General features: G+C 46.5%; 30 protein-coding genes. 5 read left to right on the plus strand and 25 right to left on the minus strand.

Features of this window, described 5'->3' with window-relative positions; genetic code table 11:
• Positions 1-3 precede the first annotated feature (3 nt).
• From astA to rpe, 7 genes are all read right to left on the minus strand, one after another.
• The gene (astA, locus tag W04_RS03895; RefSeq protein ID WP_053909867.1) at positions 4-1,020 is read right to left on the minus strand and encodes an arginine N-succinyltransferase; all 1,017 of its coding nucleotides are present in this window, start codon (positions 1,018-1,020) and stop codon (positions 4-6) included.
• A 118-nt stretch (positions 1,021-1,138) separates the two neighbouring features.
• The gene (locus W04_RS03900; protein ID WP_045979171.1) at positions 1,139-2,338 is read right to left on the minus strand and encodes an aspartate aminotransferase family protein; all 1,200 of its coding nucleotides are present in this window, start codon (positions 2,336-2,338) and stop codon (positions 1,139-1,141) included.
• Between the two features lie 328 nt (positions 2,339-2,666).
• Complete coding sequence (locus tag W04_RS03905) at positions 2,667-3,824, minus strand: HDOD domain-containing protein (RefSeq protein WP_022945587.1); 1,158 nt, start codon at positions 3,822-3,824, stop codon at positions 2,667-2,669.
• 62 nt (positions 3,825-3,886) lie between these two features.
• Positions 3,887-4,468, minus strand: a complete 582-nt coding sequence (locus W04_RS03910; RefSeq protein ID WP_045979170.1) for an aminodeoxychorismate/anthranilate synthase component II — start codon at positions 4,466-4,468, stop codon at positions 3,887-3,889.
• Positions 4,469-4,535: 67 nt separating this feature from the next.
• Positions 4,536-5,540, minus strand: coding sequence for a tryptophan--tRNA ligase (gene trpS, locus W04_RS03915; RefSeq protein ID WP_053909868.1), 1,005 nt, complete (start codon positions 5,538-5,540; stop codon positions 4,536-4,538).
• Positions 5,541-5,559: 19 nt separating this feature from the next.
• Positions 5,560-6,219 carry an HAD-IA family hydrolase gene (locus W04_RS03920; RefSeq protein ID WP_053909869.1) on the minus strand — a complete coding sequence of 220 codons (660 nt, stop codon included), beginning with the start codon at positions 6,217-6,219 and terminating at the stop codon, positions 5,560-5,562.
• Positions 6,216-6,890, minus strand: coding sequence for a ribulose-phosphate 3-epimerase (rpe, locus tag W04_RS03925; RefSeq protein WP_022945583.1), 675 nt, complete (start codon positions 6,888-6,890; stop codon positions 6,216-6,218). The genes W04_RS03920 and rpe overlap by 4 nt, the downstream gene beginning before the upstream one ends.
• 253 nt (positions 6,891-7,143) lie before the next feature.
• Between rpe and W04_RS03930 the strand changes: the two genes are divergently transcribed.
• Both W04_RS03930 and W04_RS03935 read left to right on the plus strand, forming a co-directional pair.
• Positions 7,144-7,449 (plus strand): hypothetical protein, encoded by a 306-nt coding sequence (locus W04_RS03930; protein WP_026111197.1) that lies wholly within the window; start codon positions 7,144-7,146, stop codon positions 7,447-7,449.
• Positions 7,450-7,464: 15 nt separating this feature from the next.
• The gene (locus W04_RS03935; protein ID WP_022945581.1) at positions 7,465-7,644 is read left to right on the plus strand and encodes a DUF2970 domain-containing protein; all 180 of its coding nucleotides are present in this window, start codon (positions 7,465-7,467) and stop codon (positions 7,642-7,644) included.
• Here the strand turns inward: W04_RS03935 and W04_RS03940 are convergent.
• The 12 genes from W04_RS03940 to zapE form a co-directional block, all read right to left on the minus strand.
• Positions 7,600-8,478 carry a Dam family site-specific DNA-(adenine-N6)-methyltransferase gene (locus tag W04_RS03940; protein WP_053909870.1) on the minus strand — a complete coding sequence of 293 codons (879 nt, stop codon included), beginning with the start codon at positions 8,476-8,478 and terminating at the stop codon, positions 7,600-7,602. The genes W04_RS03935 and W04_RS03940 overlap by 45 nt on opposite strands.
• 69 nt (positions 8,479-8,547) lie before the next feature.
• Positions 8,548-9,849 (minus strand): SPOR domain-containing protein, encoded by a 1,302-nt coding sequence (locus W04_RS03945; protein ID WP_053909871.1) that lies wholly within the window; start codon positions 9,847-9,849, stop codon positions 8,548-8,550.
• Complete coding sequence (aroB, locus tag W04_RS03950; protein WP_053909872.1) at positions 9,849-10,919, minus strand: 3-dehydroquinate synthase; 1,071 nt, start codon at positions 10,917-10,919, stop codon at positions 9,849-9,851. Before aroB ends, W04_RS03945 begins: the two co-directional genes overlap by 1 nt.
• Before the next feature lie 21 nt (positions 10,920-10,940).
• A complete protein-coding gene (gene aroK / locus W04_RS03955; protein ID WP_022945577.1) occupies positions 10,941-11,459 on the minus strand; it encodes a shikimate kinase AroK in 519 nt (172 codons plus the stop codon).
• A gap of 219 nt (positions 11,460-11,678) precedes the next feature.
• Positions 11,679-12,167, minus strand: coding sequence for a ClpXP protease specificity-enhancing factor (locus tag W04_RS03960; protein WP_022945576.1), 489 nt, complete (start codon positions 12,165-12,167; stop codon positions 11,679-11,681).
• On the minus strand, positions 12,167-12,793 hold the full coding sequence (gene sspA, locus W04_RS03965; RefSeq protein WP_022945575.1) for a stringent starvation protein SspA: 627 nt from the start codon (positions 12,791-12,793) through the stop codon (positions 12,167-12,169). Before sspA ends, W04_RS03960 begins: the two co-directional genes overlap by 1 nt.
• Before the next feature lie 127 nt (positions 12,794-12,920).
• Complete coding sequence (locus W04_RS03970; protein WP_022945574.1) at positions 12,921-13,658, minus strand: cytochrome c1; 738 nt, start codon at positions 13,656-13,658, stop codon at positions 12,921-12,923.
• Positions 13,655-14,920, minus strand: coding sequence for a cytochrome b N-terminal domain-containing protein (locus W04_RS03975; protein ID WP_045979164.1), 1,266 nt, complete (start codon positions 14,918-14,920; stop codon positions 13,655-13,657). Before W04_RS03975 ends, W04_RS03970 begins: the two co-directional genes overlap by 4 nt.
• Positions 14,920-15,516, minus strand: coding sequence for a ubiquinol-cytochrome c reductase iron-sulfur subunit (gene petA / locus W04_RS03980; protein WP_022945572.1), 597 nt, complete (start codon positions 15,514-15,516; stop codon positions 14,920-14,922). The genes W04_RS03975 and petA overlap by 1 nt, the downstream gene beginning before the upstream one ends.
• Positions 15,517-15,983: 467 nt before the next feature.
• Entirely contained in the window at positions 15,984-16,373 is a 390-nt protein-coding gene (rpsI, locus tag W04_RS03985; RefSeq protein ID WP_022945570.1) for a 30S ribosomal protein S9, read from the minus strand.
• Between the two features lie 11 nt (positions 16,374-16,384).
• On the minus strand, positions 16,385-16,813 hold the full coding sequence (gene rplM, locus W04_RS03990; protein WP_022945569.1) for a 50S ribosomal protein L13: 429 nt from the start codon (positions 16,811-16,813) through the stop codon (positions 16,385-16,387).
• Between the two features lie 230 nt (positions 16,814-17,043).
• Positions 17,044-18,132, minus strand: coding sequence for a cell division protein ZapE (zapE, locus tag W04_RS03995; protein WP_053909873.1), 1,089 nt, complete (start codon positions 18,130-18,132; stop codon positions 17,044-17,046).
• A 101-nt stretch (positions 18,133-18,233) separates the two neighbouring features.
• Between zapE and W04_RS04000 the strand changes: the two genes are divergently transcribed.
• The 3 genes from W04_RS04000 (at position 18,234) to W04_RS04010 (ending at position 21,344) form a co-directional block, all read left to right on the plus strand.
• Entirely contained in the window at positions 18,234-18,683 is a 450-nt protein-coding gene (locus W04_RS04000) for a YhcB family protein (protein ID WP_045979162.1), read from the plus strand.
• Between the two features lie 121 nt (positions 18,684-18,804).
• Positions 18,805-20,157 (plus strand): DegQ family serine endoprotease, encoded by a 1,353-nt coding sequence (locus W04_RS04005; protein WP_022945566.1) that lies wholly within the window; start codon positions 18,805-18,807, stop codon positions 20,155-20,157.
• A 104-nt stretch (positions 20,158-20,261) separates the two neighbouring features.
• Positions 20,262-21,344 (plus strand): trypsin-like peptidase domain-containing protein, encoded by a 1,083-nt coding sequence (locus W04_RS04010; RefSeq protein WP_022945565.1) that lies wholly within the window; start codon positions 20,262-20,264, stop codon positions 21,342-21,344.
• A gap of 74 nt (positions 21,345-21,418) precedes the next feature.
• Here W04_RS04010 and murA read toward each other — a convergent pair whose 3' ends face one another.
• The 6 genes from murA to mlaE are packed head-to-tail and all read right to left on the minus strand — an operon-like array spanning position 21,419 to position 25,266.
• Positions 21,419-22,678 (minus strand): UDP-N-acetylglucosamine 1-carboxyvinyltransferase, encoded by a 1,260-nt coding sequence (gene murA / locus W04_RS04015; RefSeq protein ID WP_053909874.1) that lies wholly within the window; start codon positions 22,676-22,678, stop codon positions 21,419-21,421.
• Between the two features lie 12 nt (positions 22,679-22,690).
• Positions 22,691-22,948 carry a BolA family protein gene (locus W04_RS04020; protein WP_026111196.1) on the minus strand — a complete coding sequence of 86 codons (258 nt, stop codon included), beginning with the start codon at positions 22,946-22,948 and terminating at the stop codon, positions 22,691-22,693.
• Positions 22,949-22,953: 5 nt separating this feature from the next.
• Positions 22,954-23,244 carry a lipid asymmetry maintenance protein MlaB gene (locus W04_RS04025; protein ID WP_053909875.1) on the minus strand — a complete coding sequence of 97 codons (291 nt, stop codon included), beginning with the start codon at positions 23,242-23,244 and terminating at the stop codon, positions 22,954-22,956.
• The gene (locus W04_RS04030; RefSeq protein WP_026111195.1) at positions 23,237-23,914 is read right to left on the minus strand and encodes a phospholipid-binding protein MlaC; all 678 of its coding nucleotides are present in this window, start codon (positions 23,912-23,914) and stop codon (positions 23,237-23,239) included. Before W04_RS04030 ends, W04_RS04025 begins: the two co-directional genes overlap by 8 nt.
• A gap of 5 nt (positions 23,915-23,919) precedes the next feature.
• Positions 23,920-24,474: an outer membrane lipid asymmetry maintenance protein MlaD gene (gene mlaD, locus W04_RS04035; RefSeq protein WP_022945560.1), complete on the minus strand. Its 555-nt coding sequence runs from the start codon at positions 24,472-24,474 to the stop codon at positions 23,920-23,922.
• A 12-nt stretch (positions 24,475-24,486) separates the two neighbouring features.
• Positions 24,487-25,266 (minus strand): lipid asymmetry maintenance ABC transporter permease subunit MlaE, encoded by a 780-nt coding sequence (gene mlaE / locus W04_RS04040; protein WP_026111194.1) that lies wholly within the window; start codon positions 25,264-25,266, stop codon positions 24,487-24,489.
• Positions 25,267-25,273 lie beyond the last annotated feature (7 nt).

Raw genomic sequence — 25,273 nt, forward strand, 5'->3', positions numbered from 1 at the left:
TCCTTATAATGCTGCCACGCTAACGTGCTCGCCTGCTTTAACCTTTAAAGCATCCGCCGTTGCTTGGCTTAGTGTGATATGTTGTTCGCCGTCGTTGTATTCACATTCAATAACCACAGCACGATAGTCTTGCAGGCCTTGGTTCGCTACTAATACCGCTTGTTCACCTGGTTTATCTGCAATAACCACTTCACGTAACGAGCTGTTTGCGATAGTACGAATGTTATCAACTTTCGCTTCAACCGTCGGTCCGGCATCGAAAATATCGACATAACCATTAAAAGTGAAACCTTCACTTTTTAACAACTCAATGGCAGGGCGAGTATTGCTGTGCACTTCCCCTACCACCTGTTGTGCCTCTTTACTCAATAAGTTGACGTAAATCGGATATTTTGGCATCAACTCAGCGATGAATACTTTCTGGCCAATGCCGGTGAGGTAATCAGCAGTCGGAAAATCCATTGAGAAAAAATGCTCTTCCAACCACTGCCAAAATGGGCTATCGCCATTTTCATCAGACACGCCGCGCATTTCTGCAATAACGGTATCGGCAAAGCGCTGTCTGTGCTGATTAATAAACAGCATACGTGACTTCGATAATAGTTTGCCGTTGTATTTTTGTCGGTATTTTTCCTTCAAGAACAGCGTACACAGCTCTGTTGCACCGGTATAATCATTACATAAAGTAAGAATATCAACGGCTTTATACACTCCCAAAGTGCGTGAAGAATGAATCACTTTGCTGAGATGGTAGTGGTAAAATGCATCGTCTAGGCCCACTGCAGCTTCAATGCCACAGGTTCCCGCAATTTCACCGGTTTCACTGTCTTCCAATACGAATAAATAGCCCTCGTCTCCAGCCTTTTCAGTCGGCTTCGCGAATGACTGTACGGAGCGTGCGATTTTATTCTGCAGCAACTCTTCATTTAACGGCAAGGATGTAAAACCATGGCCCGACTCTTCGGCCATGATCAATAAATCCTGATAATCATCTTGTTGGATTGGGCGAAGAATCATCATCGACTCGCTTACTCCCTAAAGGTTAAATACCAAAGGAGCCCGCAACCTCACCGAGAAGGCAAAGTGGAACTCCAGCAATTTACTTACTACAGGATGGGGCTTTGCAGCCCCAGGCAGATTAGACTAGGCTTGCTACCGCTTTTTCAAAGCGCGCCATACCTTCACGGATATCGGCTTCAGGGATCACTAAAGACGGAGTGAAGCGTACAACATCGGCACCCGCAACAAGCGACATCAACCCCTGCTCCATACTCGCAACTAAGAATTCGCGTGCACGACCTTTGAATTTATCGTTAACAACTGCACCTAACAGCAAGCCCTTACCACGAATTTCAGAAAATACGTCGTATTTAGCATTGATGTCGTTAAGTAGCGATTTGAATAACGCTTCTTTTTCTTTAACACCGGCCAGTACCGTGGCGTCGTTTACGGTGTCAAATGCCGCTTCGGCTACCGCACAAGCAAGTGGGTTACCACCATAGGTAGAGCCATGTGTACCCGGCTTAAGGTGCTGTGCAATCTCTGCCGTGGTTAACATTGCGCCGATAGGAAAACCACCACCGAGCGCTTTTGCTGAGCTTAGAATGTCTGGCGTCACGCCAAGACCTTGGTAAGCGTAAAGCTCGCCGGTACGACCTACACCTGTTTGTACTTCATCAAAAATAAGTAAAGCATTGTGCTGATCACACAGTTCACGCACACCCTCAACAAATGCTTGCTCCGGCGCGATAATACCGCCTTCACCTTGCAACGGCTCCATCATCACCGCACAGGTATTATCGTCAATCAGCGCTTTGAAGCTTTCCAGGTCGTTATAGTCGCAGTGAACGACGTCACCCGGTTTCGGGCCAAAGCCGTCAGAATACGCTGCCTGACCGCCTACGGTCACGGTAAAGAAGGTGCGCCCATGGAAACCTTTGTTGAAGGAGATAATTTTCGATTTGTGCTCACCGTGCACATCGATTGCCCAACGACGTGCCAGCTTTAGTGCGGCTTCATTGGCTTCAGCGCCAGAGTTAGCAAAATACACTTTGTCAGCAAAGGTGTTGTCGGTCATTTTCTTTGCTAAACGCAAGGCTGGTTCATTGGTCCAGATATTCGACAGGTGCCAAATCTTTTCACCTTGCTCTTTCAAGGCGTTGACTAAGGCAGGGTGACAATGGCCCAAACAGTTAACCGCAATACCACCAGCGAAGTCGATAAACTCTTTGCCTTGCTGGTCCCACACCCGCGAGCCTTCGCCGCGTACAGGGATAACCGCTGAAGGGTTGTAATTAGGTACCATTACCTCGTCGAATAAAGCGCGATTAACTGTCATTTCATTTCCTCACTGAGTATTACTTTTGTGTCGCATCTAAAGCACGCCGACAGGCGGGACACGAAAAGCGATAAATACGGCCTACTTTTAAGTAGCGCAGTACACTAGTTGATATCCCATTATTTCAGAAAAAGACCTTAAAGTCTCATGCAAAGCTTTCATGCAGCCCTTGAAAACAAAGGCTTTGAGGATAGTTTTTCATAATCAGTGAATAACTATCTTGGTATTCTTTTAGGAAATTGAACTATAGCTTATGCGCAGCACCGAAAGAGCCCAAGGAGTGAATAATGAATGAATATACGCAAAAAAATTTACAAAAAATTTTCAGTTAGCCGTCAATTTGCAGTGCTAAATTGTGCAAATTGGTCTTTTCTAGGTGTTGGACATGGTCACTTTGCAGACCCACATAATTGAACCACAGGGTGCGCTCGTCATCTTCAATAAGTTGATGCTCGTGCAGCATCAAATATTGACTGTAGCAGCTAGCATGCACCAAAACCTGCGCCAAGCCAGACTGCTCACTGGCTTCGACCAAAGCAAAATCATCCAGCAATGCGTTAAGGCCAATATAGCGAAAGCCCATTTTCTCGACCAATGAGCGGGTGATCTCCAACGAGCGCTCAACGAAAAGGTTACGTAAATACAGTGGATCAGGCTCGATAGCAATGAGCGCATCATGGAGGCGTTTGTTGCCTTCATCTCGTGCCAACGTCACCTTACGTTGCCAAATCTGTTGGAACAAACGTAAATACAGTCGTGTTAGCGCGACCCGGCCTAAGTCCAAGAACAACGCAGCGATATACGCACTGTATGGATTAAGACCCTGTAGTTGAGCTAGCTCATACGCCGCTATCGCTCGACTCATTGCTGATTCGCGTAACTTACGCTTCAATAAACTAAAAGGCTCAGTGCTGTGTGGCAACCAATGGCGCATAGCGTAAGTAGGAATGGTTAGGCGGAGGTTATCTAAACCCAAATAGCGAATCGCCAACGCGGGGGTGTCAATCTTCACACCACGATTGGCTCGCTCTTGGCGATACTGAGGTAAGTTCACTAAGGTAACGAGTTCTCGCCCGAGCCAACTCAAATCATTAACGAGCGGCTCTAAGCGGCCAACGCTCGCCGCTTTTGCGCCTAGGATATCTAAAATAGTGGGGACCGCATCTTGGATACCTAACACTTCGGAATATAGGTTATCAGCATTGTGGAGCTGCTCATTGATTGCATTCTCAATGATCGCGTGTAATTTGGTACTGACTTTGGCGGTGAACTGCAGCTTTTCTGAGCTTTGTTTTTGCCGTTGACTGTGCGCCGCCTGCTCAACCTCCAATAAGGTCCGCTGCTTAAGAGGTTTACCATATTGAATATCAAAGGTTTTAATAAAACCTATTTGTTGCTGCGCAAAGCTATGCCCTAACAGCAAGTCATTAAAACGCTGTTCTAGGGCATCCACACGTTGGCGAATTTGCTCTGTTTTAGTCACCATAATTACTAAGTTATACCGCTTCTATATGTTTGCTGCGTTGAGGCTGCTAACGCTTATAAGCCCTAGTACCTGTGAATGAAGTGCTGCAACATCGTGAGCCCATGTTCAGTTAGAATGGCCTCAGGATGAAATTGAATGCCCTCCAATGCCTTAGAAGTATGAACCAAACCCATGATTTCATCCATGTTTTCGTGCTCATCTTGTGTCCACGCCGTGATTTCTAAGGATTCTGGCAGAGACGCTGGGGCCACCACTAAAGAGTGGTAACGACATACTTCGAAATGCTGCGGCAACCCCGCAAATACGCCCTGTTGCTTAGTATAGATGGTTGACGTTTTTCCATGCATAACTTGCTTGGCACGCACCACCTGCGCCCCCATAGCTTGGGCGATACTTTGATGCCCCAAGCAAACTCCTAAAATAGGAATATGTCCGGCAAAGCGACGCACCACATCCACACATACCCCCGCCTCATTGGGACTACAAGGGCCCGGTGAAAGCACGATATGTGCTGGGTTTAACGCACGGATATCAGCTAACGTGAGTTCATCATTGCGCTTTACCAGCACTTCTTGGTCAAGGCGCTGGAAATACTGCACCAGGTTAAAGGTGAAGGAGTCGTAATTATCTATCATCAATAACATGGAATCTTCCATTAAAAAGCCAAGCTTTCGCGCTTGGCTTTTGTGGTCATTTACACTGACAAGCCATCTATGGGCGTGGGATAAACCCTAGTGCGTCATACACCGCTTTCAAAGTGGGGGCGGCTTTAGCACTGGCCTTCTCGGCCCCCTCTTTCATGATCTTTTCAAGCAGTGGCTGATCTTCACGGATCTCCTTGAAGCGCTGTTGGATTGGCTCAATCATACCAACCACCGCTTCAGCAGTATCTTTCTTCAAATGCCCATACATTTTATCTTCATATTCAGGGACTAACTCATCAATGCTACGCTTGGTCGCCACTGACAGTAAGGTCAACAAGTTAGACACCCCGGGCTTTTCTTCACGATCGAAATAGATACGCGCCTGTTCATCGGAATCGGTCACTGCTTTTTTCAGCTTCTTCTCAATTTTCTTAGGTTCATCCAACAACATGATGTAACCATTGGGGTTATCATCCGACTTTGACATCTTTTTCAATGGATCTTGCAAGCTCATTACCCGAGCCCCAAATTCTGGGATATATGGCTCAGGAATTTTAAAGACCTCACCATGTAGGTTGTTAAAGCGGGTCGCGATATCACGGGTTAACTCTAAGTGTTGCTTTTGGTCTTCGCCAACAGGCACTTGGTCAGCCTGATATAAAAGAATATCAGCCGCTTGTAATACCGGGTAAGAAAACAAACCAACATTGACATTGTTAGCATGCTTGGATGATTTATCTTTAAATTGGGTCATGCGGTTAAGCTCACCCATTTGTGCGTAGCAATTTAGCACCCATGCCAATTGGGCATGCTCTGGCACTTGTGATTGCACGAATAACGCTGACTTCTGTGGGTCGATACCACATGCGGTGTACAGAGCAATGCCATCTAATACTCGCGATTTTAACACCTCTGGCTCTTGGCGAATGGTGATGGCGTGCAAATCAACAAGCATAAAGTAACTTTCATGATGCTCTTGCAAGCTAAGCCACTGGTTAATGGCGCCAACGTAATTGCCTATTGTCATACCACCGGTTGGCTGAATGCCACTTAACACTACGGGTTTACTCATGATGTTCCTTTATTACTGATCAATTAATGGTCGTGATTATATCTAAGAATTGGTCACAGAGGTACTGTGGATTGTATTGCCTTAAATCTTCGCCTTGATGATAGCCATAGGTAAGAGCAAGGCAATCCATTGCGGCTGCCTGCGCAGCCAATAGGTCAGATTTGGAGTCTCCGATCATAAGGCAGTCCTTAGGTGCAACGGCTAATTGTTCGCTCGCACTCAAAAGCGGTGTCGGGGCCGGTTTCTTGTCGCCGTCATCGCCACATACAACAACATCGAAATGGCGGGCAATGGCCATTTTCTCTAACAGCGGCAAGGTAAAGCGACGCGCTTTATTAGTCACCACAGCTTTGGGAATATGTGCAAATGCTGCAAGTACCGTTTCTACATGGGGATAGAGCGCGCTATGCTCAGCGACTACCGCTTCATAATGGCTGAAAAACAGCGAGGTCGCTCGCTCTATATCTGCAGCGCTGAGGTGAGGATTCACCGCCATGTCACCGCTCAGGAGTCGTTTCACTAGCATCTCAATACCATTGCCTACAAACTGACGCACCATAGTTTGCGAGACGATGGGCCGTGCTAAATCAGTTAGCATCAAGTTGCTAGCAATATACATATCCTCAGCGCTATCCACTAAGGTGCCGTCTAAATCAAATAGCAGCGCTTGATACTTCACGCCTGCACCTTTGCCAATTGGTCGCGCATTTGCGTAATCACCGCTTTATAATCGGGTTGGTTGAAAATCGCCGAACCAGCCACAAACATATCGGCGCCGGCTGCTGCAACTTCAGCAATGTTATCTACTTTTATGCCACCATCCACCTCTAAGCGAATATCACGGCCGCTGGCGTCAATCAATGCACGGGTCTGGCGCAGCTTTTCTAGTGTATGGGGAATAAAGCTTTGGCCACCAAAACCTGGATTCACCGACATCAGAAGAATAACGTCCAGTTTATCCATCACATGCTCTAAAATATGCAAAGGTGTTGCAGGATTGAGGACCAGCCCGGCTTTACAGCCCTGCTCTTTGATAAGCGCTAAGCTTCTATCAATGTGCTCACTGGCTTCGGGGTGGAAAGTAATAATACTGGCACCGGCTTGTGCAAACTGCGGAATTAAACTATCAACAGGCTTAACCATTAGGTGCACATCAATCGGTGCACTAATACCAAAGTCCCGTATCGCTTTGCACACCATAGGGCCAAAAGTAAGGTTGGGAACATAATGGTTATCCATTACATCGAAATGAATCACATCGGCTCCACCCGCCAATACGCGTTCTACTTCATCACCGAGGCGAGCAAAGTCGGCTGCTAAAATAGACGGCGCTATCAGGTAATCTTTCATATTACGGCTCCTTTGAACTTAGCCGTTACTTTAACGGAAAACAGACGAGCGTGTCAGCTTAGTAAATTAAGTTTGCGAACTTTGCTGCACAGATAAGTGAAAAGAAACAATAATTTAAAAACAAAAATTAACATTAATTAAACATAAGACCCTTATTTTTAAAGAAAAAGTTTTGTTTCTCAGTTAATATTCAGTTGTTTTTTTAATCAATATTGAGTAAGCTCTGGTTAATACTAATGGACTGGAGATGGATATGTTTGGCCTTAAAACTCGTACACTGCTTGTAGCAGCCGCTGCATTGGGTGTTACAGTCGCTGCCTTCAGCATAAACAGCTCAGTACAAGCGCAACAAGTGGCGTTAGAACAATGCCAATGTAACGGCTCCGCCTCTACCTACGACATCGATATGAAGCAAGCCTGTAACCACCAAGCCCAACAGTCTTGGTTCGCATGGTTAACTGGCGACAGCCGCAGCGCACAATTTCACTACCTCGATTTACTCGAACTATTGACCCGCGACGACAACAAGTCTCGCCAATTCTCAAGCAAATCTTACTAAGTCACGACTCTACTTATGTGGTCGCAACTGCAAAGCGTTATCGCCGCATTTTTTGGGGTTCAAAGTAATGCCAAGCGTGAGCATGACTTTAAGCACCATAATCCAAAAGTGCTTATTGCTATCGCTATCGTATTATTTATCGCGTTTATTTTAGGCGTGCTTGGTTTGGTTCAATTGGTATTGCCGGCCAGATAAATACATCGCCATCAACTCACTTACCTTATTGCGAGCATGTCCCTTGGGGCTAATTGTGCGCTTTACATTCAGCACATCAATACTCGCTTGCTCATATATTTTGCGCGTCCAAAGGGTATCATGGTTAGAGATCAACACCGAAGTGTTACTTACTCCCGCAGCTTGCTCCGCTAAATTGGCAAGGTTAGCCTGATCATCAAGATTAAAGCCACCTTTTGCATAAGAGGTGAAGGATGCGGTTTTACTTAATGGCACATAAGGGGGATCGCAGTACACCACTGCATTTTTTGGCAACTGGGCAAAAACATCTTTATAGCTCAAACAAGTGAATGTCGCTCGCTGCGCCTTTTCAGCAAAGAAGTACATTTCCTTCTCTGGAAAGTAGGGCTTTTTGTATTTGCCAAATGGGACGTTAAAAATGCCTTTTAGGTTATAGCGGCACAGGCCATTGTAACCATGACGATTCATGTACAAAAATAATATGGCACGCTCGTAGGCATCGCGACTGGCATTAAACTGTTTGCGCAAATCATAGTAAATATCAGCATCATTATTGACCGCACTGAATAACTTACGAGCGTCACTGATAAACTCATCAGGGGCGTGGGTTAATTCACGGTAAAGGTTAATAAGATCAGCGTTGATATCATTGAGCACATAATGATCAAAGTGCGTATTAAGAAACACCGAACCGGCGCCGACAAAGGGCTCGACCAGTGTCGTAGCGCGATTGCCCGTCAGCGCCTGTGCGGTATCTAAGCGCTTGGCAATATCATCTACCAAGCTATATTTGCCGCCCGCCCACTTCAGGAAAGCACGGGTTTTCTTTTGCATTAAATCACTTGCTCATCGGTTATGAATTAAATATCACAGCATCGCGGCGGGCGATGTTAACGCAAGATTCTACCGCAACTCAGGGTTAGGTTGCGAGTCTATCTCTGCTTTTATCTTACTGATTTGCTTTGCGTAGGGCTCTAAACTAGGCAGTAGCTCTGCAATTTCTGTAAGCTGTGCATCAATTGCGCTACGACTAGCGGGCTGTGCCCAAGTCAGAATATGCCATCCTTTATCAGCGCGTTGATAATGACGTACTTTTTTCTCGAGATTATGGCGGGCAATATACGCCTTTACCTGCTGCTCGTTAGACATCACAGTTAGTTGCCATAACCATAAATTATCATTTTGGCGGTTATACCAGTGATGATCATATGGCAGCATGTGGCTATTGGTCGGTACGCTCTGTCGCTGTTCAGGCTCTGCTTCCTCTACTGGCTGTGCCTGCTCTGTAGCCGCCTGCGTGGCTGGCTGTTGCAGTGCTGCAACCACAGCTTGAGTATCATTTTCTAGCTTTTCAGTGATGAGATTATCGTCACTCGCTTGCTCAGGCTGCGGCATGTTGCCCTCATGTGCGCCCTGCGAGGGTTGTTGCTGCTTTGCAAAGACCGCATCGTTAGCAACCACCGGCGCATTCTCGCTTTGTGGCAGCATGACCGTTAGTTCATCACGTTGATAAACCAAGCCAATAACAATCAAAATAACAACAATCATGGTCGGCACGAGCCACCATCGCCGGGTTGGCTTTGCCGTGTGTTTTGGCATCTGCTGTTCTTGGTGCCACTGTAACAACAATGCTGGATTGCCGTGGCATTGACGCACGAATTCAGCAAAAATGGGGTCTTCTGCCGGTGGTAAGGTCTTATAAAAGCTTTGCATAAGACGTATGCTTTCCGAGTCGGACAGCGGTTCAAGATGAATATCTACGGCGTTTTCAAATAGTTCCGCGCGAGAAGATGCACAGAGGATATACAGAACGCCTGGCGCTGTTTTCGCAAGCTTTTCTAACTCAACGATCAGTTCCTGCGATAGCTGTTTGGCGTTATCTATAACCCAAAGTAACTGTCGCTCCCCCTGCTCCTTTACTAACCGATAGAAGTTATCACTGAGGGTCTCGTTTACATCCACCAAAGGATAAGAAAAGCTATGCTCCAACAGGTGAGTCACCACATCTTCGTCCCGTGTCTTAGCGCCAACCTCAATATAGGCCTTACTAAAGGGTTCGTAGTGGTCGGTTACAAAGTGCTCTAAAAGATAGCTCTTACCGAATCCTGGAGCGGCAACCAAATGAATAAGGTTTTGCCCATAGCTAAATTGCAGCGCGATGCGCTTGGCTAAGGCTGCTCGCGAGGGAAGTATTTGCGATTGCATTAGCGTGAAAACAAAGTATCTAACTCGGCCTCTGATACATCATCGATAAGTTCACAGCGACCAAAAGCCGTAGGAAGGATAAAGCGTATGCGGCCCGCCTTATTCTTTTTATCTTTTCTCATATGCGCGATAAAGTCTTGGCAGCTCATTTGCTCTGGCGCGCTGGTTGGTAAATCATAATTCGCTAATAAAGTCACAATGCGCGTTAATTCTTGTTCACTAAGCCAACCACGCAGCACGGCTAACTTCGCGGCTAATACCATCCCGGCGGCTACGGCCTCACCATGTAACCACTGGCCATAGCCCATGTGTGCCTCGATAGCATGGCCGAAGGTATGACCGAGATTGAGCAGAGCACGCAGGCCCGCTTCTTTCTCATCTTGGGCAACAATTTGTGCTTTAATTTCACAGCAACGATGGATAACTTGAGGTAACAACTGCGGGTGCTGTGCCTTGATTTCATCACTGTGCTGTTCTAGCTGTGCAAATAAATCGGCATCATAAATTAGTCCATATTTGACCACTTCCGCCATTCCTGCAGCAAATTCCTTGCTCGGCAAAGTGTTGAGCACACGATTATCAATAAATACCGCTTGCGGCTGGTAAAAAGCGCCAATCATATTTTTCCCAAGAGGATGATTAACGGCTGTTTTACCACCAACAGACGAGTCAACTTGCGATAACAGAGTCGTTGGAATTTGTATAAAGTCGATGCCGCGCTGATAACACGCCGCAACAAAGCCGGTAAGGTCGCCAATGACACCTCCGCCTAGCGCTAGCAGGCAAGTGTCACGCCCACAATTATGCTCAAGCAAAAACGCATTTAAGCGCTCGAACCATTGCAGCGTTTTAAATTGCTCACCATCAGGCATCACGAACACTAATGGTTGGTGTTCATGCAAGGTATTTATGAGGATATCTAGATACAGCGGGGCGATGGTTTCATTGGTGACAATAACTGGTCGATTTTGACCTAAGAATGACCCTAGACGCTCAGAATCGCGCAGTAAATTATCACCAATGAAAATGGGGTAACTGCGCTCACCTAGTTCAACATTAAGTTCCAGCATGCGCAATTCTCCCTGGTTTATTTAGAAATCAAGCTTCTCAATGATTTGGTTAGCGACCACTTTGGCGCTTTGCTCGTCGGTGCGAACCGTGAAGTCAGCCACTTCTTGATAGAGCGGGTTACGCTCCTCAGCTAGACGCTCTAACACGTCTTGTGGATCTTCTTTAGTTTGCAGTAGCGGACGACGTTTGTCGCGCTGGGTGCGAGCCACTTGCTTTTCGATTGGGGTTTCTAGGTATACCACGATACCACGTGCAGACAGTTTGTTGCGTACTTCTTTACTGACTACAGAGCCACCACCCGTTGCAAGTACAATACCTTGAAGCTCGGTTAAATCAGTGATCACAGTCTCTTCGCGACGACGAAAGCCTTCTTCGCCCTCAATATCGAACACCCACGCAATATCGGCACCAGTGCGGCGCTCAATTTCGTTATCTGAGTCATAAAACTCAAGGTGTAGTTGATCTGCGATGTGACGACCAATTGTGCTCTTGCCGGCCCCCATTGGGCCTACTAGAAATATATTACGTTTCTCAGCCATATTTTTTAGTACAAACGAACTCTAAAATTTGAATTAAAAACCCCGCCTCGCGACTGGCCCCAAAATCAAGGGGGAGATTATCTCAGTAATTTATGCCTGTTTTCAAGCATAATACAGTAAATAATTACAGTAGGCGGTCGGTCACGGAAACAGCCCTCGGGAAGTAGTGTAGATGACCTTCACCGAGAGTGAGCTGTTTTAGCCAAAGGTGTAGCTAGGCTATTTGATCACTTTTAAGTGACTGCCTTTTTTGCCCTTACTCTTGTCTTCCTGACTGGTTTCACGGCTAGCTTGTGGGTTTGGATTGTCAATGGCCTCCAGTCCAGGCTGCGGTTCAGGCAACTCTTCAGACTGTGGCTGTGAAGGCGTTACACCTGAGCGTTCTTGCTCTTCGTAGGTTTCATCCTGAGTAAACACCGTCCCTTCACCGTTTTCCCGTGCATATATCGCTAACACAGCGCCCATTGGCACATAGACCTGCATCGGCTGACCGCCGAATCGAGCATTAAATGTCAGCAAAGCGTTGTCCATTGAGAACTGAGTAACCGCGCTTGGGCTTATATTCAACACAATTTGTCCATCTTGAACAAACTGAGTAGGCACTTGCACATTGGGAAAATCGGCGTTAACAACCAAGTGCGGTGTGCACTGGTTGTCAACAATCCAATCGTAAAAGGCGCGTAGCAGATAAGGTCTGTTAGGCGTCATTATAGACGAATCTCACGTTCGGCTTCGGTTAGTGATGCTTGGAATGACTCACGCTCAAACAAACGAATCATGTATTCTTTCAGCTCTTTGCTACCAGCACCTTCTAAGCTAATGCCTAGTTCAGGTAAACGCCACAATAGTGGCGCAAGGTAACAATCAACAAGACTAAACTCTTCGCTCATAAAATAAGGCGCTTCGTTAAAGATAGGAGCCACAGCAAGTAATGCTTCGGTCAATTCTTTACGCGCTTGTTCAGCATCACTGCCACCGGCATAAATTTTCGCTGCCAGTGAGTACCAGTCTGTTTCGATGCGGTGCATCATCAAGCGACTACGACCACGCATGACTGGGTAAACAGGCATTAATGGAGGATGTGGAAAACGCTCATCCAGATATTCCATAATGATGTTCGCTTGGTATAAACCAAGTTCACGATCAATCAGAGTGGGTACAGTGCCATATGGGTTAATCTCGTGTAACGCTTCTGGCAAGTTATCCTTCTCCGCCAAGTGGATATCCACGCTAACTCCTTTTTCCGCCAAGACAATACGAACTTGGTGGCTGTACATACAATTAGCACCGGAAAACAGCGTCATTACAGGGCGTTTATTGGCAGCAACGGCCATGCCTACCTCCATCAAAAAATCACAAAGTACAAAATACTTTTGCGTCATGGCCCAAAATTTGAGCAATGACTTTAAACGGCAATAGGGGCATGTTGCCCCTATTGAGTTAACTGGTTGAATATTCTAATTAATGAACATCTCGCCAGTATTCTTTCTTCAAAAAGAAAGCGAGGATAAACAGAATCACCAAAAAGCCGATGACCTTAATACCCAGCGCCTCTGAATCTAAGCGCGAAGGCTCACCTACATACGCCATGAAGTTTGCTAGGTCGCGGGCAGCTTGGTCGTATTCATCGACACTCATTTCCCCGGTCCCATCAGTCTCAGTACCCACTACTTTTTGTACTGTTTTACCATTTTGCTCAACTTCTTCGTAAATTGGCGTTGGTAGACCTTGCAACTCTTGCAACACGTGCGGCATACCTACTGATGGGAACACTACATTATTCACACCAAAAGGACGCGACTCATCTTTATAAAACGACTTTAAGTACGTATAGATGTAGTCAGGTGACTTAACACGTGCGATTAAGGTTAAATCCGGCGGAGCCGCACCAAACCATTTCGCTGCATCTTCTTCACCCATCGCATTTTTAATATGGCTACCTACTTTTGAACCATCAAAAATAAGCGTCTCTTCGCCGATTTCAGTAGGAATACCGATATCGCGGAAAGTACGCTGGTAGCGCTGGTACTGCATTTGGTGACAACCTAAGCAGTAATTCATGAACAACTTGGCACCACGCTGTAATGATGCCTGGTCCTTTAGGTCAATGTTCGCGTCTTGCAGCGGCATTGAAGGACCTGCTGCCATCGACAAAGTAGGCAGCAATGCGAATAAACCGATAACTAGTTTCTTCATCATTTCGTCAACCTCTCTGGCAATGGCTTGGTTTTCTCGTTTTTACTGTAGAAGAACAGTAACACAAAGAACATGAAATAGGTCACCGTACAAATCTGCGACAGAATTGTTTTGAAATCAGTTTGCGGTGTTGCACCAACCCAACCAAGAATAACAAAGGTCACAACGAACTGCGCAATATTCAATTTGTGGAAACCACAACGATAGCGAATAGAGCGTACGCGACCACGGTCAATCCAAGGTAGTAAAGCTAACACCACAATAGACGCACCCATAGCCACAACACCCAGTAGTTTATCTGGAATTGCACGCAGGATTGCGTAGAACGGTGTGAAGTACCATACCGGGAAAATATGCTCAGGTGTTTTCAGCGGGTTCGCTGCTTCAAAGTTTGGTGCTTCCAAGAAGAAGCCGCCCATCTCTGGCGTAAAGAACACGATGTAAGAGAAAATAATCAAGAAGCCAACCACACCAACAATGTCTTTCACTGTGTAGTAAGGGTGGAACGGTATTGCATCGACAATATCTTTCTTATCGGTGTAATACTCGTGGAATTTGAATTTCGCTTTGTCTTCTTCCGCAACAGTGCCTTTTTTACGTTTAATATCGATACCGTCAGGGTTGTTAGAGCCCACTTCGTGCAACGCAACAATGTGTAAGAACACGAGAATAACGAGCACTAATGGCAGCGCGATAACGTGCAATGCAAAGAAACGGTTCAAAGTGGCACCAGAGATAACATAGTCTCCACGGATCCACAGTGTTAGATCATCACCAATAACCGGAATCGCACCAAACAGTGAGATAATAACCTGAGCACCCCAGAATGACATCTGACCCCATGGTAATAAGTAACCCATGAAGGCTTCAGCCATTAATGCTAGGAAGATAAACATACCAAACAACCACAATAGCTCACGCGGTTTTTGATATGAACCGTAGATCATGCCACGGAACATGTGCAAATAAACCACCACGAAGAAGGCAGAAGCCCCTGTAGAGTGGAGATAACGCAGTAGCCAGCCGTATTCAACATCACGCATGATATATTCAACGGAAGCAAAAGCACCTTCAGCAGAAGGTACAAAGTTCATGGTCAACCAAATGCCCGTGACGATTTGGTTTACTAGCACGAGCATGGCCAATGAGCCAAAGAAGTACCAGAAGTTAAAGTTTTTCGGTGCTGGATATTGTGCGATGTGCATATTCCAGACGCGAGTCATGGGAATACGTTCATCAATCCAATTGATAATATTACCAAACATTATGCTGCCCCTTCGCCTTTTTCACCACCGACCAAAATCGTGGTGTCATCAATGAAGTAATAAGGAGGGATCTCAAGGTTCAGTGGAGCGGGAACCGATTGGAATACTCGACCTGCCATATCAAACTTAGAACCGTGACATGGACAGAAGAAACCATCATCAGTACCTTCCACTTTCTCGCCAAAGCCACCTTGTAAGAAGCTAGGAGAGCAACCTAAGTGAGTACAGATACCCACAGCGACAAAGATATCGTCTTTGCGAGAACGCATTGGGTTCTTAGCAAATTCAGGCTGTTGTGGTTCCTCAGATTGAGGATCACGCAGCTGATCTTCGTGCTCTTTAAGTTGTTTTAACATGTCAGGCGTACGCGAGATAACCCATACAGGTTTGCCTCGCCACTCAACACGGATTAGTTGTCCTGGCTCAATCTTCGAGATATCAACTTCTACGGGAGCACCCGCAGATTTAGCTCTCTCACTTGGGTTCCAAGACGCGATAAAAGGAACAGCAGCTCCAACCGCACCAACACCACCTACAACAGAGGTAGCTATGGTTAAAAAGCGGCGTCGGCTGTTGTCTACAGGCGCATTGCTCATCCACTTATCTCCACTATGATTCTCAACACTTGCTATATTGAGAACATCAGTTACAGCAGGTTAATTTTTGAAGTTACAAAATAGAAGCGATCATAAATAAAAGCCTTGATTAAAACAAGGTTATTCATTGTCTCACCGCCAATAAACACCGCCATTATTGCCATGCAACTTTTTACGGCATAGATCAGCGTGAACGATCATATCGCGGTTACTTGCTGGTGACGGTGACAAAGATCAATATCGGTTCAGCAAAGTATTAAAAATCACTTCATCGGTTTATTTGCCACGCAATTGTAGCAAAATTTTATCAAAAATAGTGGCGCGATGGGCATTAAATGAGGGAAATAATAGAAAAATATCAAACTTTAAGGCAGTAACGGGGGAGATGACACTTTATCATTGCCTAAAGTAAAAAACCCGGTTTGCCAAAGCAAAGCCGGGTTTTGAAATTCTGGATACGTAAAAAATTAACGCTTCGAGAATTGAGTGTTCTTACGTGCTTTCTTAAGACCCACTTTCTTACGCTCAACTTTACGAGCATCGCGAGTAACAAAGCCAGCTTTACGAAGGTCTGAACGAAGTGACTCGTCGAACTCCATAAGCGCACGGGTAATACCGTGACGGATTGCACCAGCTTGACCAGTAGAACCACCACCTTCAACAGTGATGTATAGGTCAAACTTTTCAGTCATTTCAACAAGCTCTAATGGCTGACGAACAACCATGCGAGACGTTTCACGACTGAAGTATTCTTCGATAGAACGTTGATTAATTACGATGTTGCCAGTGCCTGGGCGTAGGAATACGCGAGCACTTGAACTTTTACGACGACCTGTACCGTAGTATTGATTTGCCATGACTGTGCTCCTTAAATGTCTAGAACCTGAGGCTGCTGTGCAGCGTGATTGTGCTCAGTACCTGCGTAAACTTTAAGCTTACGGAACATTGCACGGCCTAGAGGACCACGTGGCAACATGCCTTTAACCGCTTTTTCAATGATCATCTCAGGCTTGCTAGCTTGAAGTTTCTCAAAGTTAGTAGACTTCAGGCCACCTGGGTAACCAGTGTGCGCATAGTACATTTTGTTCTGAGCTTTGTTACCAGTTACAGTAACTTTGTCAGCGTTGATTACGATGATGTAGTCACCAGTGTCAACGTGTGGAGTGTACTCTGCTTTATGCTTACCGCGAAGACGACGAGCGATTTCAGTAGCGATGCGACCTAAAGTTTTACCTTCGGCGTCAACTACGTACCAGTCACGTTTTACTGATTCTGGTTTAGCAACAAACGTTTTCATTCTAAAAATCCAATGTTTTCAATTTTAAAACCACAGGCAGTTTATTAACTGCCGCTCTACTAATGCTTTAACCCCTTCGAGTTTAAGACTTGATACTGTAAATAGTGGCTAAGCTAAATACAGTGATAGAACGCAACGTGGCAGGCGCGGGAGTATAGCAGTTTGAAAATCCCTTGGCTACCGCCGCGCTGATTTTTTATGCAGTGATAGGAGCTGTAAAAACGAACCGGCTAAGCTAAATGAGGGCGTTCTAGATATTCGCGTGATTGCATCTCTTGCAATCGGCTTACACAGCGTTTGAACTCAAAGTTTAAGTTCCCTTGAGTATAGAGCGCTTCAATGGGCGCTTGTGCGGAGATAATCAGCGTCACATTACGCTCATAAAATTCATCGACTAACGCAATAAAACGGCGCGCAGCGTCATCATTGTGTTGCCCCATTTGTTTCACATTGGCGAGTAACACGGTGTTATAAAGGCGGGAGATTTCCATATAATCCACTTGCGAGCGCGCACTTTCACACAGTTCGGCAAAATCAAACATCACAATGCAGTCACTAACCATGCGTGTTTGAATCATCCGCCCTTCAATTTCAATGGCCTCGTTTGCTCTGCCCGGCTCGGGGGATAGTTGCTCGAAATAAGCAAATAGGTTTTGATCCGCTTGCTCATCAAGCGGACTGTGAAAAATTTCCGCTTGCTCTAAGGTGCGCAAGCGATAATCAACGCCGGAATCGACATTCACTATCTCGGTATTAGCCTTTACCAGCTCAATTGCGGGCAGGAAACGTGCCCGCTGCAAGCCATTTTTATACAGCTCATCAGGCACAATATTAGACGTCGCAACTAATATAATCCCTCTCGCAAACAGCGCTTCCATCAGGCCACCTAATAGCATGGCATCTGTGATATCCTGAACAAAAAACTCATCAAAGCAGATGATGTCGGTTTCGGCTTTGAGTTTATCGGCCACCACCAACAGCGGGTTTTTAACATCTTGTAATTGTTTTAGTTCCTGATGCACACGGTGCATAAAGCGGTGAAAATGCACCCGCATTTTACGCTCAGTCGGCAGAGCCTCGTAAAAGGTATCGACCAGATAGGTCTTACCACGCCCTACCCCGCCCCAAAAGTAAAGCCCTTTGATGGCCTTCGTGCTATCCTTGGCAAACAGCTTAGAGAAAAAACCGCGCGGCTTTTCAGGCTGAGCAACAATGTCATCATACAGGCGTTGCAGGTGGCGCACCGCGTTTTCTTGTGCTTCATCATGGAGGAAGTCATCGCGCTGTAAATCTTGTTGATATTTTTGCCAAGGTGTCATGGTGATAGGAGCAATACTAGGGATTAATTTTCGCGCTATCTTAACACGGCTGACAACAAAGCGTATATTTGACTCAGTAAAGTTTTCAAAAGGGGAAATTTATGTATACCACTACTTGGCTAGGTATCGTAATTATTGTTGCTGCATGCAGCTTTTTTGTTGGCAGCTGGATGACTAAACGCCGCTTCAAACAGGGCGAATTAGAAGAGCAAGCGCAACAAGCGCAAAATGACCTTGAGCGTTACCGTCAGGATGTCGCTGATCATTTAGATAACACCAATAAATTAATCGCTAAGCTCAAGGAAAACTACGAACAGTTAGTTAACCATGTACAGCAAAGCGACCACTTATTAACTGCAAAACAAGATGTTGATTTAAGCCAGCCTTTCTTCTCAAAAGAAACCACTGAGCAACTGCATGCGTCTTTAAATCAGCGTCCCGAGCGCCAACCCACTCGCAGCGTGCACGACAGTCAGCCAACCGATTATGCCAGCGGCGAATCAGGGTTATTTAGTGGTGAGCAAAAGTCTAACGATAAGCAACCTGCCTGATAAATAGGCAGTTATTTATCTCTTGAGGAACTAAATTAACGACCCCATAGTCTGTATAGGAAATAGCTTTATAGGTATCGGGCTGCATAGCAGCCCCTGTATTGTGGAGTTTGCCCAGACTATGAAAATGAAGTTATCAATCATCAGTGCCGCCATTTTATCGGCCACTTTACTTGCTCAACCTAGTATCTCTCATGCCAAGCTGCCCGTCGCGGTAGATGGACAGCAGTTACCTACGCTTGCACCTATGCTCGAGCGCGTCACTCCTGGCGTAGTGAGTATTCGTGTATCCGGCTCAAAAGAAGTGCGTCGCCGTGTCGACCCGTTTGACTTCTTCTTTGGGCGCCCCCAACCTCGGTCACAAAAGCGTCCATTTAGCGGCCTAGGCTCCGGTGTCATCATCGACGCCGATGAAGGTTATGTAGTGACGAATAACCATGTTATCGCCGATGCCGAGGAAATGGTGGTGACCTTAGAGGATGGTCGTGAATTCGAAGCGACGCTCGTCGGCGCTGATAAAGAATCAGATATCGCGCTGTTACAAGTTGATGGCGAAGACCTTACTGAAGTCAAACTCGCTGACTCTGACAAGCTCCGTGTTGGTGACTTTTCTGTCGCTATCGGTAACCCATTTGGTTTAAGCCACACAGTCACTTCAGGCATCGTCAGTGCCCTAGGGCGTAGTGGGCTTAATATCGAAGGCTATGAGGACTTTATTCAAACCGATGCGGCTATCAACCAAGGTAACTCAGGGGGAGCGCTAGTTAACCTCAAAGGTGAACTAATCGGTATTAACACTGCTATTTTAGGTGCTTCCGGTGGTAACGTTGGCATCGGCTTTGCCATCCCCTCTAATATGATGAAAAACTTAGTCGACCAGATTGTTGAGTATGGACAAGTGCGCCGTGGTTCATTGGGTGTTGCTGGGCGCACATTAGATGCAGGCTATGCCGAAGCCTTGGATCTCGATGTTAAACAAGGTGCAATGGTTGAGCGCGTCGTTGAAGACTCGGCTGCCGAGAAAGCAGGCATCAAAGCTGGCGATGTTATCATCAGCGTCAACGGTGATGATATTAAGAGCTTTGCTGAATTAGCCGGCAAAATTGCTACCCTAGGTGAGGGTAAGGAAGTGGAAATCGGTATTTTCCGTGATGATGAAGAAATCGAGTTAGACGTGACCTTAGCCGCAGCCGACAATGTTACAGAGGAAGCCGCCGAAATTCATCGCGCCTTAGCCGGTGCAGAGCTTGAATCCGGCAAACGTAACGGTATCAAAGGGGTTATTATCAATTCGGTAGACCCCCGTTCCGTTGCTGCCCGACTGGGCTTGGAAGAGGGGGACATTATTACTCAGGTCAACCGTGAGCGGGTAGAAACCGTGCGTGAACTTGCTAATCTAATCAAAGATATTCAAGGTAATATTGTGCTGGTAGTACGCCGTGGCAATAGCACCTTCTTCGCGCCTATTCAGTAACCCCTGCTGTGCTTTAACAACATTCAACAGCGGCGCCCTTGCCGCTGTTGTCGTTTATGTGCCATCATTGCCTAAGCTTATAAATAAATAATAATTATTATCTCGTGCTGAAAAAGATTAAGTTCGCCTTGCTGCCGCTATTAAGTGGTCTGGGTATCGCCTTTATTATTGTGCTCGCCACTCCGTCTTTGCGTGATGCTTTGCTCCCCATTCTCTCCGCTGATGGCTTTACTGGCTCCCATATGAGCTACGCCAAAGCGGTACGCCGCGCCGCGCCCGCAGTGGTCACAGTGTATTCTGAGCGCATCTCGACTCAGCCACGTTACATGCAAAGACAGAACACCGTATCTGAACTCGGCTCAGGCGTACTAATGAGTCCAGACGGCTACATTTTGACTAACTACCATGTCATTAATAATGCTGATTTAGTCGAGGTCATTCTTGCTGACGGACGCCGTTTTAGTGAAGTGCAGTTAGTAGGGTTCGATACCGTTACTGATTTGGCATTATTGAAAGTCGCGGGGGAGAATCTGCCAGCTATCCCGGTTGATAATGACTTCAAACCTCAGGTTGGCGATGTGGTGCTAGCTATTGGTAACCCCCTTAACTTAGGGCAAACCATTACTCAGGGGATTATTAGTGCCACCGGAAAGCAACGAGTAACCGACAGCTCCCACAGTAGCTTGCTACAAATGGATGCCGCGATAAATGTCGGTAACTCAGGCGGTGCCTTAGTGAATTCTCATGGCGACTTGGTTGGCATTACCTCAGCACAGTTTAAAACCCGAGCGAACCTCGATATTCAAGGGATCTTCTTTGCTGTTCCCTACTCTCTCGCTAAGGATGTTATGGATAAGCTTATTCGCTATGGTCGGGTTGTGCGTGGCTACATGGGCATGGATGTAACCGCTGTCGATCAGCAAGGTCGGGAAGTCACTAATAACCATATGGCCATCGCCGGTATGCGTATTAATAAAATGGATCCACTCGGGCCGGCGTGGCGAGCTGGTATCAAAGAAGGCGATATTGTCGTCAGCATGGGCGGGCATTCGGTGAGTAATATCCAACAGACTCTGGAGCGCATTGCCAATACCGAACCGGGGACTGAACTTGAGGTGGAACTCTACCGTGATGGTGAGCCGCACACTTTGACGGTCACCGTCGCTGAACTAGAAACCCGGTTATAATCGAACACACCCACATTCCCATCTAAAAAGGCCGCTATCAGCGGCCTTTTTCTATTACCAAGTTAATAGCGAGACTACTCACTCACACGTTTAATATTGGCACCAAGCGCGCTGAGTTTGTCTTCAATATGCTCATAACCACGGTCAACATGATAAATGCGGTCAACACGGGTTTCACCACTGGCAATGATTCCGGTTAAGATCAAACTTGCAGAGGCCCGTAAATCGGTCGCCATAACCCGTGCGCCAGTCAATTTAGGACTGTCGCCACAAATTGCGGTATTCCCTTCAAGGCGAATATTGGCTCCCATGCGCTGAAGTTCAGGTACATGCATAAACCGGTTTTCAAAAATAGTTTCGGTAATTGTGGCGCTGCCATTAGCAACCACATTTAGCGCCGTAAACTGCGCTTGCATATCCGTAGGAAACCCTGGGTGAGGTGCGGTTTTAATATTCACAGCTTTGAGCTCACGACCACGCATATCTAGGTAGATGCTGTTGTCGGTCACTTCAACAAGTGCATTCGCCTCGCGCAGTTTTTCAATAACTGGCTCAAGGCTATGATAATCTGTGTTTTTGCATAACACATCGCCTTTTGCCATGGCCGCTGCAACTAGGAATGTTCCGGTTTCTATACGATCCGGTAAAATCGCATGCTCACACCCTTGCAAACGCTCTACGCCTTGCACTTCGATGCGACTGGTCCCTGCTCCGCTGATTTTAGCGCCCATGTTATTCAAGTACTTGGCTAAATCGCTAATCTCCGGCTCACGCGCCGCGTTTTCGAGTACCGTCTTACCTTGTGCTAAGGTTGCCGCCATCAACAGGTTTTCGGTGGCGCCCACACTGACGGTATCCATAAAGATTTCCGCACCTTGCAGCCGACCTTCGACATGAGCGTTAATGTACCCATTTTCAACCTCAATGGTTGCTCCCATACGGCGCATACCTTGAATATGAATATCCACAGGTCGTGCCCCAATGGCACAGCCACCGGGCAGAGAAACTTGAGCTTTGCCAAAGCGCGCAAGTAAGGGGCCTAAGGCCAACACCGATGCGCGCATTTGTTTTACTAAGTCGTAAGGAGCCAGTACCTTATCGACAGAACCACCATCGATCAGTAATTGCTCGTCTTGCCAACGAACTCCTGCGCCTAATTCTTTCAACAGCGCTTCAGTGGTATTGATATCCCGCAGCTTAGGAACATTGCTAAACGTGCTTTGTGAATCAGCCAGCAGCGCTGCGAATAAAATTGGCAATGCTGCATTTTTAGCACCAGAAATGGTGAGCTCACCGCTGAGCGGTGTGCCGCCTTGAATAATAAAATGGTCCATGCTGATTCCTAATTACTGCGGAAGGATAAACTTACGTTCGCGTTGCCATTGCTCTGGCGTAAAAGCGCGAATAGAAACCGCATGAATGGTGCCGTCTGAGATTTTTTCCATCAGTGGTTTATAAACAAGCTGTTGCTTTTTCACTGGTGTGAGCCCATCGAAGCAGTCACCCACGGCAATTACTTGGTAATGGGTCCCTTCTACTTTTACGATTATCTCTTCAAGACCTAGCTCTTGTTTTAATAAAGCTTCTACTTGACTGCTTTGCATCACTCTCACTCAAAAATACTTTCGACCTGTCCCAACTGCATAAGTTTATGCAACTGCTCAGGTATATGGTTTAGTTGTAACTGGCGCCCTTGGCGTTGCAGTTGCGACGATGCCTGAATAAGCCACGCTAAGCCTGCAGTATCGACTCGCGTCACTTCGCTCAAATCGATTTCCACTTGCTCTTGGCCTTGCACAAGCTGCTCACTTAAGCGTTTATCGGCAACGCTGTAGCGAGTTAGCTCACCGGCAATGGCAAAGTGCTGTGGCTTTATTTGTTGCAGCGACAGATTACTCATCGACACCATCACCTCGAAATTGCACAGGTAACTGGCTTTTCTTATCTAGTAAATCAATCACGTGCTCAATACCTTCTTGGCGCAAAATACCGTGTATTTCGCTTTGCTTGGCATCAAGCAAACTGATGCCTTCGGCGATCATGTCATAAGCACGCCATTGGTTGTCGTTATCCTTACGCACTTTGAAGCCAATATCAATGTCTGGTTTCCCTGGGTCCTTAATGGTGGTCTTTACCACAACCACATTCGCATCACCAACATCGCGAGGCGCGGCAAACTCAACCTTTTGGTTCGTGTACTGCGTAAACACCCCAGCATAGGTAGTTACCAGGTAGTTTCTGAAGACATCAATAAAGCGCTTTATATGGGCTATCGCCTGCTTCTTCTCTTCGGGGTCTTCGATACTGCGCGCCTTTTGAATATAGCTTGCGAGCATACGATAAGACGCATACTTATAGTCGATATAGGGCAACAGCTCTTCTTCGACAATGACCTTTAGGTATTCTTTATCGGCTTGAATTTTCTGTTGATCGCGCTCAACACGTTTAAAGGTGTTATCAGCAACCTGACGCACCATTTTATAAGGTTCACTTAAATCCACCTCTTGTGCCTGTAAGCTAGAAGTGGCGGCCAAGAGTACGGCAGTTAAAACAATGAACAGCTTACGCATAATCATTACTCGCTACTTTGATTAAATAAAAACTGGCCGATAAGCTCTTCTAAAACCAAGGCTGATTTGGTGTCAGTGATCATATCGCCATCCTTGAGCGCTTTCGTTTGTACGCCAAATACGGCATCTATCGAAAGCTCATCCTCGCTTTGTGCCTGCGCCACTTCATTGCCTAAACAACTTTGCTGTGCCGAGTCACTCGCTATGACCGGGGAAATACCCAAATACTGCTCGCCGAGTATGCCCGAGGTTAATATCGATACCGATGTGGCATCGGAAAACTTACACTCATATTGGTTGTCGATGGCCATTTCAACCACAGGAACAAATTCACTGGGGTGCACTTGGATGCCCTCAACACGGCCAACCACAACGCCACCGACTTTAATCGGAGCGCGTGTTTTCAACGATCCTATATTTTCAAACTTAGCCTGCAATGAATAAGTGCCATTACTACCAGCTAATCCTGCATTGGCGACCTTTAAAGCCAGAATTGCCAGCGCCGCCACACCAAGAGTGACAAAGAAGCCGACTAAAATTTCAATTTTTCTCGAATTCATGGTGTTAATCCTTTAGCCGCCAAACATTACGGCGGTCAAAATAAAATCGAAGCCAAGAACGGCTAATGATGAATGCACAACGGTTTCTGTGGTCGCTTTACTGATCCCCTCAGAGGTCGGGATACAGTCATAGCCTTTGTATAGGGCTATCCAGGTTACCAACAAGGCGAAGACAAAGCTTTTAATCAGGCCGTTGAGAACGTCTTTTTCGAACGACACTTGCGCTTGCATAATAGACCAGAAGCTGCCTCTATCTACACCAAGCCAATCTACGCCCACTAAATGTGCGCCGATGATGGCAATAGCAGAGAAGATCAGCGCAAGCAGCGGCATACTAATCATGCCGGCCCAAAAGCGTGGTGAAATGACGCGCTTCAGCGGGTCTACAGCCATCATTTCTAAACTCGTTAACTGCTCGGTGGCTTTCATTAAGCCTATTTCGGCGGTTAACGCGCTGCCAGCGCGACCAGCAAATAACAGCGCCGTCACCACCGGCCCTAGTTCGCGTAATAGGCTCAAAGCAACCAGGGGCCCCAAGCTATCTTCAGCGCCGTAATCAACTAATACGGTATAGCCTTGCAGAGCTAAGACCATGCCAATGAACAGCCCTGACACCAAAATAATAATCAGTGACTGAAAACCCACCATATACAGCTGTCGAATTAATAAGGGCGTGCCTTTGCGCACATTAGGAACACTAATTAAGGCACCCAGCAACATCTGTGTAGCGCGCCCCATCGACGCGAAACGGCTTAGACTTTTATGTCCAAGGCGTTGCCACAAATTAAGCAGCGACTGC

Origin of the sequence: Pseudoalteromonas sp. SW0106-04, assembly GCF_001293805.1 — a bacterium.
Lineage (GTDB): Bacteria > Pseudomonadota > Gammaproteobacteria > Enterobacterales > Alteromonadaceae > Pseudoalteromonas > Pseudoalteromonas ruthenica.